We start from the raw sequence: 18,792 nt of genomic DNA, 5'->3' as shown, positions 1-18,792 counted from the left end.
GACCGGTTCGGGCCACCCGAACGCTCCGACTCCGTTCGGCTCCGTTCGGCGCCCCATCTCCTTCCGTCCGGGTTCGCCCTGACCGCTGCTCCTGCAGGGCAGCAGTCATGCGAACCGCGCCGGTCTCACGACCTCCGTCTTCCCGGTAACACCTGACCCCCGAGGATCTGTCATGTCCATGTCGCTTCGCGCTCGCCGTACCCTCTCCGCCACCGGTGTCACCCTCGCCGCCATGGGCTGCACCCTGAGCCTCGCCACGGTCCCCGCCTTCGCCGACACCACCGCGGAGGCCGCCGCCCTGGCCCGGGCCCAGGTCGGCGACAACGCCTGCTCGACCAACTCCCTGGGCGGCACGGGCTTCCTGACGAGCTGCAACACCTCCAGCGGCACCCAGGCGGAGGCCTGGTGCGCGGACTTCGTCAAGTGGGTCTGGAAGAACTCGGACTTCAACGTCAACGGGACGTCCGCGGCGGCTTCCTCCTTCTACTCCTACGGTCAGGCGAACGGCACGCTGCACACCTCGGCCTCGTACCAGCCCCAGGTCGGCGACGCCGTGGTCTTCGAGTACTCGGGCGGCTGGGCCCAGCACGTCGGCATGGTCACCGCCGTCAACGCGGACGGCTCGATCCTGACCACCCACGGCAACTGGGGCGGCAAGGTCGCCGACGTCACGGTGAGCGCCTCCCAGAAGCAGGTGGGTTCCACGCCCAGCGGCATCAGCCAGCGCATCAGCGCCTACGTCTCGCCGCTCGGCGCGACCCCGGCCTCGTACAGCAAGGGCGAGCGCGACTTCACCGGTGACCTCAACGACGACCTTCTCGGCGTGAGCGCGAGCGACGACAAGCTGCGCATGTACGCCGGCAACGGCGACGGTGATTTCGCCTCGCACGAGGTCGGCCCGGGCTGGGGCGGCATGGACAAGATCAAGGCCGCGGACTTCAACAACGACGGTGACGGCGACCTGGTCGCCCGGCAGACCTCGACCGGCAACCTGTACCTCTACCTCGGCAACGGCAACGGCGGCTTCAAGAGCCCGACCCAGATCGGTACCGGCTGGAACGCCATGTCGGACTTCGTGGCGGGCGACTTCACCGGTGACGGCAAGGCGGACATCGCGGCGGTCCGCAAGGACGACGCCACCCTGCGCCTGTACTCGGGTACGGGCACGGACGTGACGTACACCAAGCAGATCGGCTCGGGCTGGTCCGGCATGTCCAAGCTGGCCGCCGGCGACTTCAACGGCGACGGCCGCGCCGACCTGGTGGCCCAGGACGCCGCCGCCAACCTGCAGCTGTACGTCGGCACCAGCACCGGTGTCGGCTCCGCCATCCAGATCGGCCAGAACTGGGGCGGCATCGACAAGCTCACCCTCGCCGACATCGACAGCGACGGCCGCGCCGACGTCGTCGCCACCATCGAGAGCACCGGCGACCTCTACCTCTACAAGAGCCAGAGCAACAGCCTCAAGGCGGGCGTGAAGGTCGGCCAGGGCTGGGGCGGCATGAGCCACCTCATCTGAGCGGCATCCGAGCGGGGGCCCGGGGCCCGTCCTTCCAGGAACGGCCCCAGGCCCCCCACCCCCGCCCCGCCCCGCCCTCCCACTCCGAGACCAAGGACCGCCCCGCCATGACCTCGCACGCCCTGCGCCGCTCCGCCCTGACGCTCCTCGCCGCCTCCGCCCTCGGCACCCTGATCCCCCTCGCCGCCGCGGCCCCCGCCTCCGCCGCGTCCGTCGCCACCTGGGACAAGGTCGCCCAGTGCGAGGCCGGCGGCAACTGGGCCATCAACACCGGCAACGGCTACTACGGCGGACTGCAGTTCCTGAAGTCCACCTGGGACGCCTACGGCGGCGGCGCCTACGCCGCGTACCCCCACCAGGCCTCCAAGACGGAGCAGATCCTCATCGGCGAGAAGGTCCTCGCCGCCCGGGGAGAAAGCGCCTGGCCCACGTGCGGCCCGGCCGCCGGCCTCGGCTCCGACCACCAGGACCCGTACCCGACCCAGCCGGCCGTCCAGCGCGACCACGACTTCACCGGCGACGGCAACGACGACCTTCTCGGCGTGAGCGCGGCCGACGACAAGCTGCGCCTGTACGCCGGCAACGGCGAAGGCGGCTTCGCCTCGTCCGAGGTCGGCCCGGGCTGGGGCGGCATGGACAAGGTCAGGGCCGCGGACTTCAACAACGACGGCGACAGCGACCTGATCGCCCGTGCCGCCGCGACCGGCGAGCTGCACCTCTACCTCGGCAACGGCGGTGGCGGCTTCAAGTCCCACACCGTGATCGGTACCGGCTGGAACGCGATGTCGGACTTCGTGGCGGGCGACTTCACCGGTGACGGCAAGGCGGACATCGCGGCGGTCCGCAAGGACGACGCCACCCTGCGCCTGTACTCGGGTACGGGCACGGACGTGACGTACACCAAGCAGATCGGTTCCGGCTGGTCCGGCATGTCCAAGCTGGCCGCCGGCGACTTCAACGGCGACGGCCGCGCCGACCTGGTGGCGCAGGTCAACTCGACCGCCGATCTGAACCTCTACGTCGGCACCAGCACGGGCATCGCCTCCGCGATCCAGATCGGCCAGAACTGGGGCGGCATCGACAAGCTCACCCTCGCGGACATCGACAGCGACGGCCGCGCCGACGTGGTCGCCACCCTCACGAGCAGCGGCGACCTGTACCACTACGCCAGCATGAGCAACAGCCTCAAGGCGGGCGTCAAGATCGGCCAGGGCTGGGGCGGCATGAGCCACCTCGTCTGACCGGCCGCCCACCCACGAGAAGCCGCCCACTCGGGCGGCTTCTCGCGCTCGGCACCCCTGTGCCCCCTGCGCCTACAGCGACCAAGGACCCGACAGCAGCTCCGCCACGCTGCGCCGGTCCCGGCCCTCCGGTGCCTCCCCGGCGGCCTTCCCCAGGGCGATCATCGAGACGATCGCCCATCCCGGGTTCGGACTCAGCTCCTTGGTGAGGGCCTCCATGTCGAAGGCCCGGAACTGGTGGGAGGCCAGGCCCAGGGCCTCCGCCTGGAGGGTCATGTGGGCGATCGCCTGGCCCAGGTCGTAGTCCGCGAACTCGGAGTACAGCAGCTCCGTGTCGTCGACGTACCGGCGCGTCAGCGTGACGACCAGCAGCCCCGCGTCCGTCGCCCACCGGGCCGAGCTGGGCGCCAGGTGCCGGACCACCCGCTCGTGGTCCGGCTCGCCCGGCCGGCTCGCGAAGAAGCCCCACGGCTGGGAGTTCCCGGCGGACGGCGCCCACCGCGCCGCTTCGAGCAGCAGACGCAGGGACTCGTCGTCGACGACGGCCGACGGGTCGAACCGGTAGGGGCTGAACCGTCCGGCCAGCAGAGGATGTATGCCGCCGCCGGACGGTTCCTGATCACGTCGCATGTTCCGCTGCAACCGGGCGCCGTACAGGCCTATTCCAGCGCCGCACCAGCCGTCCTAGTACCCGATCGCCTCCCGCAGGAGCAGCACCGTGCCCCGCCCCGGGCGCGGTTCCGCGTTGAGGACGAGCAGCCGGTTGACCGCGCTGTCCATCCCGTACACCGCCTGGCAACGGGAGTTCTCCAGCGGGAGTACGTACTCCTCGATCCGGCGCAGGGCCGCGCTCAGGTCCGGCACCACCTTCTGCGCGCCCACGATCCACACCGCGTGCGCGGCGCCGCCCGCGTTGGCCGGGAGCTGGCTGCCGCTGCCTGAGGCGAGAACGAGCGACCCGCTCTCGGTGACGGCGGCGACGCTGTTGACGACGAAGTCGGGGCAGGCGGCCAGCCTGCGGATCTCGTCGGCGCCGGTCGCACGGTCGATCGACCGGATGCGCGGCCTGACGGCGTCGTACCGGCCGCCGTCGTTGAGGTCCTCGTCGATGCCGGAGAGCCGGAGGGTCTCACTGGCTCCGGTGAGCACACTGGAGCCCTCCGGGATCAGACCCTTGATACGGGCCCGTGCCTCCGCGACGTCGTCGAGTACCTCGGCCGCGAAGCCGTTGGCACGCAGCGCGGCGGCCACCCGCTCCAGCCGCTCGTCCGCCGCCGCGTCGGCGAAGGACACGGCCGGAGCGGAGCCCTGCGGCGCCGCGCCCGTCAGCGGGGAGGTGTCCAGATACCTCACCTCGTACACCCGCTCCGCAAACCTCCAGCCTTCCTCCGTCCGCCGGTAACGGTCGTGGTAGACCGCGTAGTTCAGCCCCTGACGCCCGTCGAGGGCGCGCGCGATCTCCTGGATGTACGCGCGGCCGGTCGCCGTGTCGCCGTCGAGCGTGATCGTGCCGGGGTGGGTGTTCTGCACGAAGAAGTCCCACTGGGCCTGCAGCCGCTCGCCCCCGGCGAGGATCTCCTCGCGGCCGATCTGCTCGACGGGGATGTTCGGCATGCGCAGGGCACCGTCCGGCGTGAACAGCGCGGCCAGCCGGGGCCGGTCGCGCATCATCGCCGCGTCGGTGAACTCGCCGCGCAGCGCCTCGATCTCGACGCGGTCCGCGATGGCCTGGAAGTCGTTCATCGGGGTTCCCCTCTCCGTCCGGTTGCCGCCCTCGGCAGGGCGACACCGGGAAGACAACGCAGCCCCCCGGAATGTGAGGCGACGCGACGGCCTCACATTCCGGTGCGCTGTCCTGTCGTATGGGTGGAGGCACACACACGAGCGAGGGAGACGGCCGACCATGACCACGGGAGCCGAGATCATGAGCGAGCGGCGTCGGCTGATCAACCTCGGCTATCGACTCCTCGGCTCCCTCGCGGACGCCGAGGACGTCGTGCAGGAGACGTACGCCCGCTGGTACGCCCTGTCCGCCCGCGAACAGCAGGCCATCGAGCAGCCCGGCGCCTGGCTGATGACCGTCGCCGGCCGCATCTGCCTGAACCTGCTCGGCTCGGCGCGGGTCAGGCGCGAGACGTACGTGGGCGACTGGATCCCCGAACCGCTGCCCGAACCCACCGCGGGCGCCGGCGGGAACGACCCCGCCGACCGGATCACCCTCGACGAGTCCGTGACGATGGCCTTCCTCGTCATCCTGGACGCCATGACCCCGGCCGAGCGCGTCGCGTTCGTCCTCCACGACGTCTTCCGCTACCCCTTCGGCGAGGTCGCCGAGATCGTCGGCCGCACCCCGGCCGCCTGCCGCCAACTGGCCTCCTCCGCCCGCCGCCGCGTCCGCACGGCACAGAGCCCGGCGGGCCCGAGCGCCGGACAGGAGGGCGTCGTGAGGCGGTTCAGGACGGCGTGGGAGGCGAAGGACATCGAGGCCCTGGTCGGCCTGCTCGACCCCGCCGCCGTCGCGACCGCCGACGGCGGCGGACTCGCCGTCACCCACCCGCGCCCGATCGTGGGCGGCGAGAGGATCGCCCACGCCTACGCCGAGATCGCCCGCCTGTGGGACGGCCGTACGACCTTCCAGGAGCGCACGGTCAACGGCGTGCCCGGCCTGGTGGCGTGGCAGGACGGCGACCTCGTGACCGTGTTCGCGTTCGAGATCGCGGGGGAGCGGATCAGGCGCATCTGGGCGGTACGGAACCCGGAGAAGCTGCGGCCGTGGAGGGTCGGCTGAGGGTGCGGGTCTTGAGGCCGCCCTCGGTGTGATCCGGCGGCGAGGGTGTGGGTCTTGAGGCTCTCGGAGTGCCCGGCGGCGAGGGTGTGGGTCTTGAGGCTCTCGGAGTGCCCCGGCTTCGCGGGCTTCTGGTGCGGCCGCCCTCTTTCCGAGTGTGGCGGCCTCCACCACCGCGTCAAGGGCGCTCCTTCGTCGCGTCGGCTTCGCCGATTCCGCTGCGCTCCACCCTTGACCCGGCGGCGGAGGCCGCCTTTTCACACTCGGAGGGCGGCCGGGGGCGGGGCCGCGCGGGGGGCCGGGCAGTGTCCGGGGCCGGAGGGCGGCCGGCGGGCCGGTGGGGTGGGGCTGGGTTTGTGGCGGGGGTGGGTGGGACCGTTTGCCTCGTCTGTGGGTGCGCGGCAGTTGAATGGGGCGGCCCGGCCGGGCTCTGCGGCCGGCGGCCGTCTTGGGGCCGGGCTTCAGGCCCCGCTGGTCATTCCCGGTGGGGGGGAAGGGTGCCGGCGGCCGCCCGCCATGAGACGGACCCCGCTCCGAGCAGGAGCTAGGCAGACACGGCCGCCGGTCTGTTCCCCGAGCTTGTCAGCACCCGGGGTAGGGGGAGCGTAGTCGGGGGTGGGGAGGGTTGGTACGTGAATAACGTCTGCCTACTCGCGGTAACCGGAAAGGAAGAAGCGGCATATCGGGCATCTCGGCCTCCTTGGCGGGAGTTGTCGAGCGTTTCCTCGCCCGAGACCCGCCCAACCCCCACCGGGAGTGACCGGCGGGGCCTGAATCCCGGCCGAGAGACGGCCGTCAGCCGCTGAGCCCGGCCGGGTCGCCCCATTCAACGACCGCGCACCAAGAGCCGAGGGAACTGGTCCCGTCCACCCCTGCCGCGAACCCAGCCCCCACCCACCGGCCCGGCGGCCGGGCACCGGCCCCGGATACTGCCCGGGCCTCTCCGGGGACCCCGGCCCCCGGACCGCCCTCCGAGAGGTCTTTCGCTCCTGGAGGTGGCGGGTCAAGGGTGGGCGCAGCCCATCGCGAAGCGACGCCGTAGGCGCCCTTGACGCGCCGCCGGAAGGAGCGACTCTCGGAAAGAGGGCGGTCCCACCCGAGGCCCACGAAGCAGGCCCACCCCGAGAACCCGACCCGCACCGCGCATGGCCCTATGTCGACTGTGACCAGGGGGCGGACAGCAGATCGGCGACGCTGCGCCCGAGCGCCTCGGCCTGGACGGTCATGCGGGCGATGGCCTGCTGGGGGCCGCCGGCGGCTCCCGCCGCTCCGGGTCGTACAGCGCCCCCGACACGTACTCCATGGCACGGGTGAACACGGGGTCCGTCATCCGTCGGCCCATCTCCTCCGCGTCGACGTCCTCGATGTGGGTCTGGATCCACCACAGGTTGCCGAAGGGGTCGCGCACGCGCCCGACCTTGTCACCGAAGAACAGGTGAGTGACCTCCGTGACGGAGGTCCCGCCGGCCTCGACCGCACGCCGGTGAACGGCCTCCGCGTCCTCCACGTACAGTCGGATGAATGCGGGCGTCGGTGCCCAGCCGGGCGGGCTGTCGAAGGCCATCAGCCGCCCGTTCCCGATCCTCAGCTCGGCGTGGCCGATGGTGCCGTCCTCCAGGACGAACCGCCCCAGATCCTCGGCGCCGAAGGCCCGCTCCACGTAGTCGATGAGCCCCGCGGTGTCGCTTCCGATGATCCAGGGCGTGACGGTGGTGTAGCCGTCCGGGACGGCCTTGACCGGTTCGTTGGCGTTCATGGAGCGAAACTAGGCGGCGTGTAGGCCAGTTCCCGACCTACACGCCCTGGGCGAGGGCGCCCGCGATGTGCGGCGCCGCCTCCGCGAGGGTCGGGAAGTGGCGGTGGGCGTCCGGGTGCGGGGCCGGGGTGTTGACGGTCCAGACCGTCATCCCGGCGTCCAGACCCGACCGGACCCCGGACGGCGCGTCCTCGATCACCAGGCACTCCGCCGGGTCCGCGCCCAGCTTCCTGGCGGCGGTGAGGTACGGGACGGGCGACGGCTTCCCCTCGGCGACGGAGGCCGCGTCGATGATGAGCCCCGGGAAGCGGAGACCGGTCCGCTCGAACCGTCCCCGCACCCGGTGCTCGTAGTTCGACGTGACGAGCGCCCACCGGTCGGCGGGGAGGCCGGCGAGCAGTTCCGCCGCCCCCTCGAAGGCCGTGTACGAACCCGTACGGACGTCCTCGTCCTCCAGCGCGTGCAGCAGGGCGAGGCACTCGTCCGGGTCCTCGCCCGGCACGACGGCCGCGAAGGTCTCCACGGGCCGCGTCCGCAGCGCCGTGGCGTACACCTCGGCGCCGTCGAGCCCGTACCGCGCGGCCCACTTGTGCCAGACACGGCGCTGATTCTCGACGGCGTCCATGAGGGTGCCGTCGACGTCGAAGAGAACGAACTTTATGGAGGTCACGCCCGGGATGCTACGTCCAGGAACGCGGCCCAGGAGGAGGGGGATACGGCGAGCTGGGGGCCGTGGGGGTTCTTGGAGTCGCGGATGTGGACGAGGGTGGGGTGGGCGGCGACCTCGACGCACTCGCCACCTTCGCTGCTGCTGTAGCTGGACTTGCGCCAGTTGTAGGCGACCTCGATGCAGTTGCCGCCTTCGCCGCTGCTGTAGCTGCTTTTGAACCAGGCCAGATCCGCGGTGCTCATAGCTCTCCCAGCATCTTTTCGATCAACTCCAGGGACTCGTGGGGCGAGAGTGCCTGTGACCGCAGGATCCCATAGCGCTCGGTGTACACGCGCACCTCTTCTGGGTCGGTGATCAGCCGAGGGTGCCCGTAGATCTCGGTATACGCGACCTCTCGTCGCCCCTTGGGGGTCAGGAGTGTGAAGGCGCCGTCGAGGGAGGGGTGGTCATCCTTCGTCAGTGGCATTACCTGGAGATGAACCGTGCGGCGGCCCGCGACGTCAGCGATGTGTCGGAGCTGTTCGCGATGGATCCGCAGGCCCCCGGTGGGACGGCGCAGGACGACCTCCTCAAGGACGAAGCTGACCGTCGTCGGCGGCCACTTGTCGAGGAGTGTCTGCCGAGCCATGCGGTCTGCTACCCACTTGTCGATCGTCTCCTCGTCCCAGACGGGTCGACGGTGTCGCATGACGGCCCGCGCGTACGCGTGTGTCTGCAACAAGCCTGGGACGGCCTGCACCTCGTAGTAATGCAAGGCCACCGCCTCCGCCTCCGCCTTGGCGAAACTCCGGAACCAGTCCGGGTGCCGTACCCGCGCCCGCGCCAACGCCTCCCGAACATCATCCGCCGCAGCCGCCAGCACCCCGCCCGCCCCCAGCAGCGGGTCGACCATGACCAGAAAGTCCGGCTGGGGGACTCGTACACCCCGCTCGATCGAGGAGATCAAATCTTCACTGCAATGTGTGATCGAGGCCAGCTCCGCCTGGCTCAGGCCCGCGTTCCTGCGCAGGGCCTTCATCTGTTTGCCCAGCGCCCGGAAAAGGTGCGCCGTACCGTCCACCTCGGAGGGCCGTTCCGGCCGCTCCTCCTCGTTCCCCGACATCCGTACCGCCCTCTTGGCGTACCCGTACAGTTACCCAGCGTCGTGGCGTCGCTGCTGGTCAGCGTACGGCCGGGGGCCCAGGCTCGGGGGCATGAAATCCGAAACCGCCACCCCAACCGGTGAGTTCACGCTCCGGCTCTCGGCAACGCGCCGGGGCGCACGCCTGGCGCGGTTACTCGCCGTGCAGCAGCTCCACGACTGGGGCGTCACGGGAACGGCGGCCGATGCCACCGCCCTGGTCGTCGCCGAGCTCGCCAACAACGCCGTCCAGCACGGGTGGGTGCCGGGGCGGGACTTCGAGGTGCGGATGGAGCGGGGCGACGACCACGTACGGGTCGAGCTGTCCGACGCGCGCGGGGAGCGGCGGCCGGTGCCGGCCCGGGAACCGGACGAGGGCGGCTACGGGCTGCTGCTCGTCGCCGCCCTCGCCACGGCGTGGGGTGTGAGGGACCGGTCCGTCGGCAAGACGGTCTGGGCGACCGTGCCGACGGACCGGCCGTAGACCGTCGGGTCAGAAGAGTTCGACCGCGCCGTCGCCCAGACCGGGGTTGTACAGCGCCCGGCGGGGCTTGAAGGGGGCCCGCCAGTCGCCCGTGCCGTTGTACACGTACAGGGTGCTGTAGAAGCTGCCGTCCGTCTCGTACGCGATGAGGTCGTTCTTGCCGTCCTGGTCGACGTCGCCGACGCGGACGAGGCTGTTGTACGGGTTCCAGCCGGCGCCGACCTTCACGCGGGACGCGAAGGTGCCGTCGCCCTTGCCGAGGTACAGCCAGAGGACGCCTGCGCTGTCGCGGGCGACGAGGTCTCCGGCGGCGCCGCCCGCGAGGTTGCCCGTGGCGGTCAGCTGGTTGTAGATGCCCCAGCCGAAGCCGATCTTCTTGCGCGGGGCGAAGGGCGCAGCGGTGTTGCCCGTGGCCTTGTAGAGGTACAGGTCGCCGGCCTTGTCGGTGGCGAGGAGGTCCGGGCGGCCGTCGCCGGTGAGGTCGGAGCCGGCGGTGAGCTTGTTGTAGATCTGCCAGCCGCCGCCGATCTTCGTACGCGGGCCGAGACCCTTGCCGTTGCCCTGGTGGAGCCAGAGCACGCCGGTCTTGTCGCGGGTGACGACGTCTCCGGCGGTCGTGCCGGCGATGTCGCCGGTGGCCGTGATCCGGTCGAACGTGGACCAGCCCGTACCGAGGTCCACCGGGTCCGGCTTCCTCCCGGTCGTGGGGGAGCTCTCGATCTGCTGGACGTCGTACGAGCGCAGATGGCCGGTCTCGTCCCGGGCGAGGAGATCCGGCGAGCCGTTGTCGTCGAAGTCGTGCGGCCTCGGCGCGCGGGTGAGGGTGAAGGCGCCGGTACGGACGATGCTCGGGCCGATGCCGTTGGCGGGCTTCGCCGTCATCTTCCAGGTGTAGTCGCCGTTGTACGCCGGGAGGCCGTTGTAGAAGGTTCCCTTCCATGCGAACGGGAAGTCGGTCACCCCCGGACTCGGGAAGAGGTAGACGCGGCCGCCGGTCTGGCCGGACGCGGTGTGGGTGATGTTCAGGCTCACGGTCGCGTTGAACCGGCTGAACGACCACGACGCCTTCATCACACCGCCGTTGCTGTCGAAGTCGACGACGCCGCTCGGCGGGAGGGTTTCCTTCTCCACCGTGAGGACGGTGGGCCGCCCGGCGCTCGTCACCAGGGTCGCGGCCGGGGTGGCGTCGCCGCCGGGGGCGATGCGGTAGAGGCCCTCGCCGTGCTCGACCGTGCCGCCGAGGACGAGCAGGTTGCCGTCGGCGTCGACGGTGCTGGACTGGACGTGGTCGAGGAGCCTGACCGTCTCGCCGGTCTTCAGGGAGCGGGCGGTGAGGGGGTGGAGCGTGTCGGTCCAGGTGGCGGTGCCGCCGCCGTCCCGGTCGTACGTCACCCAGTCGCCGACCTGCCGGAGCAGGACTTCGTCCGTGCTGCCGTAGGGATCCAGCAGCGTCCGTTCGACCTCCGTGGTGCCCCGGCGGACGACGGCGAGGATCGAGCCCCCGCCATAGGGCGTCTCCATCCAGGCCACGTGTGTCGGGGCCACGACGGTGGACCATACGGAGGCCGTGGATGTCGGCGTGTCGTACGTCTCGGTGACCGCCCCGGTGGCCGGGTCCACCACACACACGTGCTCCGGCCCGACCCCGTTGACCGTGTAGTGGAGCGTGAGGGTGCCGGGGCCGTTGGTGTACGCCTTGTACGGTTGTGCGCCCCCGGGCAGGACGACCTTGCGGTTGACGACCTGGCCGTCCTCCTTGGAGACCAGGTGGAACTCCAGGACACCGGCCACGCTCGTCGTCATGACGAGGGTGGAACCGACGACCCTGTTGAGGGTGTACGGGGTGGCGGCCGTGTTGAAGGCGGAGGTGTCGATCGCGACGGGCTCCGAGGCCCCGCTCATGTCGGTGAGCGTGTACGCGCTCCCGTTCTGCGTGACGACGGTGTCCGTGCCCTGTGCCCCCGCACGACTGCCGGACAGTGTGGTGGTGACGCCGTCGGAGAAGCGCGTCCAGCGGTAGGTGAGGGCCTGCCCGTCGGTGACGCTCAGCATGCCGGAACGGCCGGCGCTGATGAGCTTCGAGCCGGCCGGGAGCGTGAGCAGGGTGTCTTGCTCACCCATGACGGCCTGTACGGGGGCGGTCGGCGCGGCGGCGAAGGCCGGGGTCGCGAGCCCGGCGGTGGTGGTGACGGCGAGTACGGCGGTGACGGCCGCGGCGAGTCCGAACCGGGTCGTACGTGGGTGAAGCAAGGTGGTGCCTTCCTGAGGTGCGAACGGTTCGGACGGTCAGAACAGGGTCACGGCGCCCGTGCCGAGCGGCTCGGGGTTGTAGACCCCCTTACGGGAGCCGAAGGGGGCTCGCCAATTGCCAGTGCCCCGGTAGAAGGCGAGGGTCTCGGGCGTGCCGCCCGTGCCGCCCTGGACGACCAGGTCGGGGCGGCCGTCCCGGTTGACGTCGCCGACTCCGACGATGTCGATGTACTGGTCCCAGCCGGAGCTGATCTTGACGCGGGGCGCGAAGGTGCCGTCGCCCTTGCCGAGGTAGAGCCAGAGGACACCAGCCGTGTCGCGGGCGACGAGGTCTCCGGCGGGGCCTCCGGCGATGTCGCCGGTGCCCGTGATGCGGTTGTAGATGCCCCAGTTGGTGCCGATCTTCTTGCGGGCCTTGTAGGGGGCGCTGGAATCGCCCGTGCCCTGGTAGAGCCACAGGACGCCGGCGTTGTCGGTGGCGAGGAGGTCGACCCGGCCGTCGCCGGTGAGGTCGCTGCCGCCGGTGAGGTGGCGGTAGATGCCCCAGCCGGTGCCGATCTGCTTGCGGGGGGCGAGGGCCTGGCCGGTGCCCGAGTGCAGCCAGAGGCGGCCGTCGCGGTCCCGGGTGACGACGTCGGCCTGCGGGGAGGCGTCGAAGTTCCCGGGGGCGAGGACGCGGTCGTAGATCTGCCAGCCGGTGCCCATGACCACCGTGGACCGCTTCGCGGGGTCGCCGTGCTGCCCGGTCTCGTACAGCGTCTGGCGGGCGTCGTAGTTGATGATCCGGCCCGCGCTGTCCCGGACGAGGATGTCCGGGACGCCGCTGTCCGAGAAGTCGTGCGGGGCGGGCTTGGCCGTGACCTTGAGCGTGCCGGTCAGTTCCTGCGACGGCCCGATGCCGTTGGTGGGCTTGGCGGTCAGCTTCCAGGTGTAGTCGCCGAGCGGCGCGGAGGTCTTGTCGTCGAGCATCCCGGTGAAGAACACCGAGCCACCCTTCGAGCCCCGCCCGAACTCCGCGGTGAAGGACCTGCCCGTGGTGTTGTGGGTCCAGACGACGGTTGCGTTCGCAGCCCTGCTGAACTCCCCCACGACGTAAGCGTCTGCGCCGGCGGCGAAGTCGACCGCCGAGGAGGCTGTGCGGACCTTCGCGTCGAGCGCGGTCGGCACACCCGTGCTCGCCACCATCGTGGCGGCCGGGACGCCGTCGGCCCCGGGGGCGATCCGGTAGACACCCTCGCCCTGCTCGACGGTGCCGCCGGTGGCGTACACACTGCCGTCGGCGCTCTTGGTGGCGTTCGCGACGTCGTCCAGGAGCTTGACCGTGCGCTGCGGGTCGGTGAGCGAGCGGGCGGTGAGGGAGTAGAGCGGGCTGGGGGAGGTGGCAGTGGCGCCGTTGAGCCGGGCGTAGGCGACCCAGTCGCCGACGAGTTTGACGGACATGGAGCTGGAGTTCGCCTCGCCCAGCGGGGTGCGCGTGATCTCCGTGGTGCCCCGGCGGGCCACCGCGAGCGTCGCCATGGTGGAGGAAGGCCATTCGATCCAGGCCAGGTGCGTCGCCGACAGGGCCGAGGCGGAGGCGGCGTCCGTCGCCTGCGTGTCGTACGTCTCGAAGACCTTCGCGGTGGCGACGTCCACGAGCGCGATGTGGTTGTCGTACACGCCGTTCGTCGTGGTGCGGTAGCGGACGACGAGGGTGCCCGGGCCGCTGGTGTCGAACCGCATGTAGGTGGCACCGGCGGGTATGTCGGTGAGCTTTCGGTCGACCGTGACGCCCTGCTCCTTGCTGAACAGGTGCACCTCGCGGGCGTTGTTCACGTAGGTGGACGCGACGAACGTGGTCCCCATGTAGCGGAGCGGGCTGAAGGTCCCGGGGCCGAGTGTGCTGGTGTCGTAGGACGCCACCTCGGCGCCCGTGGACATGTCGACGTACGTGTAAGTGGTCCCCTCGATCCGGACGACGATGTCCGTGCCGGGGCTGCCCCCGTACCGCTGCCCGGGAAGCCTGGTCCGGGCGCCGTCCTCGTGCCGCGTCCAAGTGAAGACGGGCGTCTCGCCCTCTATGTGGACCGTCAGGTAGCCGGTGGGGCCACTGGTGACGACGCTCGTGCCGGCCGGGACGGTGAGGACGTCCTGCTGCTCGGCGGCCACGGCGGCGGGGGTGTTCGAGGGCGCCGCGAAGGCCGGTGCGGTCAGTCCGGCGGTGGTGACGGCGAGCGCGGCGGCGACGGCTGCGGCGAGGCGCAGCCGGGACGTGCGGGCGGTGCTCAAGGTGTGACCCTCCTCGGCGGTACGGGCACGGTGGATGATCCACCGTGCCCGTACCTGACCCGTGGGGGGCCCGAATGGTTGTACGGAGGGTGCGTCAGAGGATGTTGGTGTACTTGATGCTGGTGTTGGTGAAGGCGTCCGTGGGGACGCGGGTGGCGAAGGGTGCGCTCCAGCCGCCGGTGCCGTTGTAGACGTAGGAGGTGTTGTCGGGGCCGAAGACGTAAAGGTCGTTGCGGCCGTCCATGTTCGCGTCGCCGACGCCGACGATCTGGCTGTACTGGTTCCAGCCGGCGCCGACCTTCACGCGGGAGGCGAAGGTGCCGTCGCCCTTGCCGAGGTAGAGCCAGAGGACGCCGGCGGAGTCGCGGGCGACGAGGTCTCCGGCGGTGCCTCCGGCGAGGTTGCCGGTGGCGGTGAGCTGGTTGTAGATGCCCCAGCCGTAGCCGATCTTCTTGCGGGCCGCGAAGGGGGCGGCGGTGTTGCCCGTGCCCTTGTAGAGGTACAGGTCGCCCGCCTTGTCGGTGGCGACGAGGTCCGCGCGGCCGTCGCCGGTCAGGTCGGAGCCTCCGGCGAGCTTGTTGTAGATCTGCCAGCCGCCGCCGACCTTGACGCGGGTGCCGAGCGGGTTCCGCCAGTCGCCGGTCCCGGGGTGCAGCCACAGGACACCGGCCGAGTCGACGCCGATGACGTCGGGCGCGTTGGTGCCCGCGACGTCGCCGACGGACTCCATCTGCGGGTAGTTCCAGCCCGAGCCGATGTAGGTCGGGTACTCCGCCGGGGCGACCTTCGCCTTCCACGCGTCGTAGACGGTGTCGAGCCGGAACAGGGTGCCGTGGGAGTCGCGGCCGAGGAGGTCCGGCGAGCCGTTGTTCGTGTAGTCGTGGACCTTGGGGGAGCGGGTGACGGTGAAGTCGCCGGTCTCGTGGAGGTCGCCGCCGATGCCGTTCGTCGGCTTGGCGTTGAGCTCCCAGCGATAGTCGCCGTTGTAGGCGTTCTCGCCGGGGTCGGCCTCCGAGTAGGAGAAGTTCCCGCGCCAGAGGAAGTTGAAGTCCTTGCCGTAGCTCGACTCCATGCTGTAGCGGTACCGCTTGCCGGTCGCCTTGTGGATCAGGCTCACGTCGAACGTGTAGCCCTTGTGCGAGAGCTCCCACGACAGCCGGACCCGGTTGTTCATCGGGTCGAGGTCGACGACGGGGCCGACGTTGGTCTTCTTGAACGTGAGCGCGGTGTCCTCGCCGGTGGAGGAGACGAGCGTGGCGGTCGGCTTGCCGTCGGCGCCCGGGGCGACCTTGTAGATGCCCTCGCCGTGTTCGACGGTCCCGCCGCGGGCGAGCAGGGTGTTGTTGGGGCCCGGGACGACGGTCGACACGCGGTCGAGCAGCTTCACCGGGTCGCCGCCGGCGATCGGGCGCGCGGTGAGCGGAAGCTGCGGGTCGCCGGCCGTGCCGCCGCCGACGCCGGTCGCCGTGCCGTAGGCGACCCAGTCGCCGAGGAGGCCGACGGTCGGGGCCTCGGCCCGGTCGAGGGCGATCGGCTTCGGGGAGCCGCCGGTGGTGTCGGCGACCACGAGGGTGGTGTTGTCCTGCCACCAGGCCGTGTGCGTCGCGTCGACGACGGCGACCGAGCTGTTCCAGCCGGACGGGACCGCCGTGTGGGCGGTACCGGCGGTGGCCGTCGCCAGGTCGACGGTGACGACGCCGTACGTGCCGCTGGTGGTGCTCCGGTAGGCGAGGAGCGCGGTGCCGTCGGTGGCGCGCACGTTGTCGACGGTGTCGATGTCGGCGGGCAGGCCGGTGATCTTCGTGCCGGTCTCGCCGGGCTTGGTGAGGAGGCGGAGCTCCTTCGCGCCGCTCGTGGGCGTCACCTGGACCAGGAGCTTCGAGCCGATCGTGGCGACGTACGAGTACCGGGCGGTCGGGGTCGACAGTGCGTTCAGGTCGAAGACGACGGGCGCGGTCCCGGCCGGCGCGGACATGTCGCGGAGCCGGATGATGCGGTTGTCGTAGTTCTGGGGGACCGGCACGATGTCGGACACGGCGGTGTTGGGCAGCGCGCCCCCGTTGCCCCAGGCGGCCACCACGAGCGTGGAAGTGCCGTCCGGGCGGCGCCAGTAGTAGTCGTACGAGATATAGCCCTCGGAGTTGTACTGCTCGGTGGACGTGAGATACCCGCCCGGTCCCGCGCTCGTGATCTCCGATCCGACCGGCAGCTCGGCCACGGCCTCCGCGTTCGCCGTGTCCCCGGCCGCTCTGACGGCGGCCGGGGCGACTGCCGTGGCCGCGCCCGCGGAGGGCGCGGACACCAGCGCAGTACCCGCCGTGACGGCGAGTACTGCGGTGATCGCGGTGGAGAGCCGGCGCCGTGCCGTGCGTGAAGTCACGAGTGTTTCTCCTCAGCATCGAACGGCACGCACATGCGTGCGTACCGTTCTGTGAGACACGCGAGCAGGCCGAAGGGTTGCATTGCCTCCGGTTCACCCGGCCGGTTCCGTCAGGACACGTGGTTGTAGGTCGTGGTGCCCGCGTTCAGGAGCAGGCCGGAGGCCCGGCGGGCCACGAAGGGCATGCTCCAGAGGCCCGTACCGGCGTAGTAGTACGCGGTCTTGTTCGGGCCGTAGACGTACAGGTCGGCATGCCCGTCCTTGTCGACGTCGCCGATGCCGACGATTTGGCTGTACGCGTTCCAGCCGGCGCCGACCTTCACGCGGGACGCGAAGGTGCCGTCGCCCTTGCCGAGGTAGAGCCAGAGGACGCCGGCGGAGTCGCGGGCGAGCAGGTCTCCGGCCGGGCCTCCGGCGGTGTTCCCGACGGCGGTGAGCTGGTTGTAGATGCCCCAGCCGTAGCCGATCTTCTTGCGGGGCGCGAAGGGCGCGGCGGCGTTGCCGGTGCCCTTGTAGAGGTAGAGGTCGCCGGCCTTGTCGCGGGCGACGAGGTCGGCGCGGCCGTCCCCGGTCAGGTCGCCGCCGCCCGCGAGCTGGTTGTATATCTGCCAGCCGCCGCCGACCTTCACCCGGTCGCGGAAGGGCTTCTCGCCGACGCCCGTGCCCTGGTGGAGCCAGAGGACGCCGGTCTTGTCACGGGCGATGGTGTCCGCCACGCCCGTGCCCGCGACGTCGCCGACCGATTCGATCTGGTCGTAGATGTTCCAACCCGTACCGACGGCCACGGGGGCACCGTTCGGCAGGGGCTCGTACCCCCACGTGGTGTACGCGAGTTGGCTGTCGGCGCGCCACAGTTTGCCGGCGGCGTCCCGCGCGAACAGGTCCGGGGTGCCGTTGCCGCTGTAGTCGTGCGCCCGGTGGGTGTACGAGAGCGTGAAGTCGCCGGTGGCGTGCACGTTCGGGCCGATGCCGTCCGAGGGGACGGCGTTGAGCTCCCAGGTGTACGCGCCGGGGGTCCAGGGGCCGGTCAGTCCCCCCTCGGCGGGGTCGAAGTTGCCGTACCAGATGATCTGGAGTGTTTCGAGCCGCCCCCAGGTGCCCCGGAAGACCTTCTTCTGTCCGTTCGCCTTGTTCGTGAGCGTCACGTCGTAGGCGAAGTTCGGGTGCGAGAAGGTCCAGGTGAACTGGGGACCGTCCACCTGCGGGTCCAGCACGACGGACGAGCCGAACCCGGTCTTGGTGAGGGTGAGGGCGGTCGACCGGCCGCTGTCGAACGCCTGCCGGACCGAGGGGACACCGTCCGGCCCGAGCGTGATCCGGTACAGCCCCTCGCCGTGCTCGACGGTCCCGCCCTGCACGTACAGGGTGCCGTCGGGCCCGGTCACGGGGGCGCTCGTCACGCGGTCGAGGAGCTTGACGGTCTCCCCGCCCTTCAGGGACCGCGCGGTGAGCGGCGCCAGCCGGTCGGACGGGGAACTGAATCCCGGCGCGTTGTAGGTGCCGTAGAGGACCCAGTCGCCGAGGGGCGCCGACAGCGTGGTCCTCCGCGACTGGTCGGGGAAGTCGAAGCGCTGTGTCTCCTTCGTCGCGCGGTCGGCGACGACGAGGGCCGAGGTGGTGGCGGTGTGCTCCCACCAGGAGACGCGCGTGGCCGAGAAGGAGGGCTTGTCCCAGCCGTTCTGGCCGGTCGGCCGGGCGTACGTCTCGGTCGCGGCCGCGGTGCGGGTGTCCACCAGGGCCAGGCCGCTGCCCGCGGCGGACGTGTAGGAGATGAGCGCGATGCCGTCCTTGTCGGCGGTCTCCACGCGGAAATCGGTCAGCCCCGTCGGAAGGCCGTTGATCGTCCGGGCGGTCTGCGTGCCGCCGGTCTTGCTCACGAGGAGGGGGGTCTGCTTCCCGTCGCCGTCATAGCGCCGGGCGACGACGGTGGCGCCGACCGCGGCGACCGCGGTGATGGACGTGGGCTGGATGGCGGTCAGGTCGATCAGAACCGGAGGAGTGCCCGCGGGCGCGGCCATGTCACGCAGCGTGATCTGCCCTCTGTCGTACCGGTACGTCGCGACGATGTCGGACGGGGCCGCCGCGTCGAGCACGCTGCCGTAGCTCGACCTGTCCTGGAGGACCGAGCTGCCGCCGGAGTACCGGTACCAGACCTTTTCGTACCACGGTCCGGACTCCGCCTCGACATCGTGCCCCGTGACCGCCAGATATCCGGTGGTGCCGAGCTGCGTCACCTCGGCACCCGGGGTGAGGACGATCGGATCACCGGCCTCCGACGCGGCCGCGACGGTGGCGACGGTCTGCGGTGCGGCGGCGACC

The 18,792-nt window shown here is 71.0% G+C and carries 14 protein-coding genes; 4 read left to right on the top strand and 10 right to left on the bottom strand.

The annotated features are described in order from the left end of the window. Positions 1–172: 172 nt before the first annotated feature. Entirely contained in the window at positions 173–1,519 is a 1,347-nt protein-coding gene (locus tag AC07AW_RS05820; protein WP_478814199.1) for an FG-GAP-like repeat-containing protein, read from the top strand. A 107-nt stretch (positions 1,520–1,626) separates the two neighbouring features. Beyond that, positions 1,627–2,760 carry an FG-GAP-like repeat-containing protein gene (locus AC07AW_RS05815; protein ID WP_478814198.1) on the top strand — a complete coding sequence of 378 codons (1,134 nt, stop codon included), beginning with the start codon at positions 1,627–1,629 and terminating at the stop codon, positions 2,758–2,760. A gap of 72 nt (positions 2,761–2,832) precedes the next feature. On the opposite strand, the gene AC07AW_RS05810 is transcribed toward AC07AW_RS05815, so the two are convergent. Both AC07AW_RS05810 and AC07AW_RS05805 read right to left on the bottom strand, forming a co-directional pair. Then, positions 2,833–3,390, bottom strand: a complete 558-nt coding sequence (locus tag AC07AW_RS05810; RefSeq protein ID WP_478814197.1) for a nitroreductase family protein — start codon at positions 3,388–3,390, stop codon at positions 2,833–2,835. Between the two features lie 54 nt (positions 3,391–3,444). Next, a complete protein-coding gene (locus AC07AW_RS05805; RefSeq protein WP_478814196.1) occupies positions 3,445–4,503 on the bottom strand; it encodes an LUD domain-containing protein in 1,059 nt (352 codons plus the stop codon). 160 nt (positions 4,504–4,663) lie between these two features. Between AC07AW_RS05805 and sigJ the strand changes: the two genes are divergently transcribed. Next, positions 4,664–5,548 (top strand): RNA polymerase sigma factor SigJ, encoded by an 885-nt coding sequence (gene sigJ, locus AC07AW_RS05800; protein WP_478814195.1) that lies wholly within the window; start codon positions 4,664–4,666, stop codon positions 5,546–5,548. Between the two features lie 1,219 nt (positions 5,549–6,767). On the opposite strand, the gene AC07AW_RS05795 is transcribed toward sigJ, so the two are convergent. Genes AC07AW_RS05795 through AC07AW_RS05780 form a run of 4 tightly spaced genes read right to left on the bottom strand, consistent with a single transcriptional unit; the run spans position 6,768 to position 9,073 of the window. Beyond that, positions 6,768–7,301, bottom strand: a complete 534-nt coding sequence (locus AC07AW_RS05795) for a VOC family protein (protein ID WP_478814194.1) — start codon at positions 7,299–7,301, stop codon at positions 6,768–6,770. 37 nt (positions 7,302–7,338) lie between these two features. Beyond that, positions 7,339–7,971 carry an HAD family hydrolase gene (locus tag AC07AW_RS05790; RefSeq protein ID WP_478814193.1) on the bottom strand — a complete coding sequence of 211 codons (633 nt, stop codon included), beginning with the start codon at positions 7,969–7,971 and terminating at the stop codon, positions 7,339–7,341. Further along, positions 7,968–8,213 (bottom strand): DUF397 domain-containing protein, encoded by a 246-nt coding sequence (locus AC07AW_RS05785; RefSeq protein WP_478814192.1) that lies wholly within the window; start codon positions 8,211–8,213, stop codon positions 7,968–7,970. Before AC07AW_RS05785 ends, AC07AW_RS05790 begins: the two co-directional genes overlap by 4 nt. After that, a complete protein-coding gene (locus AC07AW_RS05780; protein WP_478814191.1) occupies positions 8,210–9,073 on the bottom strand; it encodes a helix-turn-helix domain-containing protein in 864 nt (287 codons plus the stop codon). Before AC07AW_RS05780 ends, AC07AW_RS05785 begins: the two co-directional genes overlap by 4 nt. A gap of 91 nt (positions 9,074–9,164) precedes the next feature. Between AC07AW_RS05780 and AC07AW_RS05775 the strand changes: the two genes are divergently transcribed. Continuing rightward, positions 9,165–9,575: an ATP-binding protein gene (locus AC07AW_RS05775; RefSeq protein ID WP_478814190.1), complete on the top strand. Its 411-nt coding sequence runs from the start codon at positions 9,165–9,167 to the stop codon at positions 9,573–9,575. Between the two features lie 9 nt (positions 9,576–9,584). Here the strand turns inward: AC07AW_RS05775 and AC07AW_RS05770 are convergent, their stop codons facing one another. The 4 genes from AC07AW_RS05770 to AC07AW_RS05755 form a co-directional block, all read right to left on the bottom strand. Then, the gene (locus AC07AW_RS05770; protein WP_478814189.1) at positions 9,585–11,825 is read right to left on the bottom strand and encodes an FG-GAP-like repeat-containing protein; all 2,241 of its coding nucleotides are present in this window, start codon (positions 11,823–11,825) and stop codon (positions 9,585–9,587) included. Between the two features lie 36 nt (positions 11,826–11,861). After that, positions 11,862–14,093, bottom strand: a complete 2,232-nt coding sequence (locus AC07AW_RS05765; RefSeq protein ID WP_478814188.1) for an FG-GAP repeat domain-containing protein — start codon at positions 14,091–14,093, stop codon at positions 11,862–11,864. Between the two features lie 94 nt (positions 14,094–14,187). Continuing rightward, entirely contained in the window at positions 14,188–16,473 is a 2,286-nt protein-coding gene (locus AC07AW_RS05760) for an FG-GAP repeat domain-containing protein (RefSeq protein ID WP_478814187.1), read from the bottom strand. A 110-nt stretch (positions 16,474–16,583) separates the two neighbouring features. Beyond that, on the bottom strand, positions 16,584–18,792 hold a 2,209-nt coding region (locus AC07AW_RS05755), incomplete at its 5' end, for an FG-GAP repeat domain-containing protein (protein ID WP_478814186.1).

This window comes from Streptomyces sp. NPDC044003, from assembly GCF_056435185.1.
The sequence above is the reverse complement of the archived record's forward strand: the minus strand, read 5'-3'. Positions and strand labels throughout refer to the sequence as shown.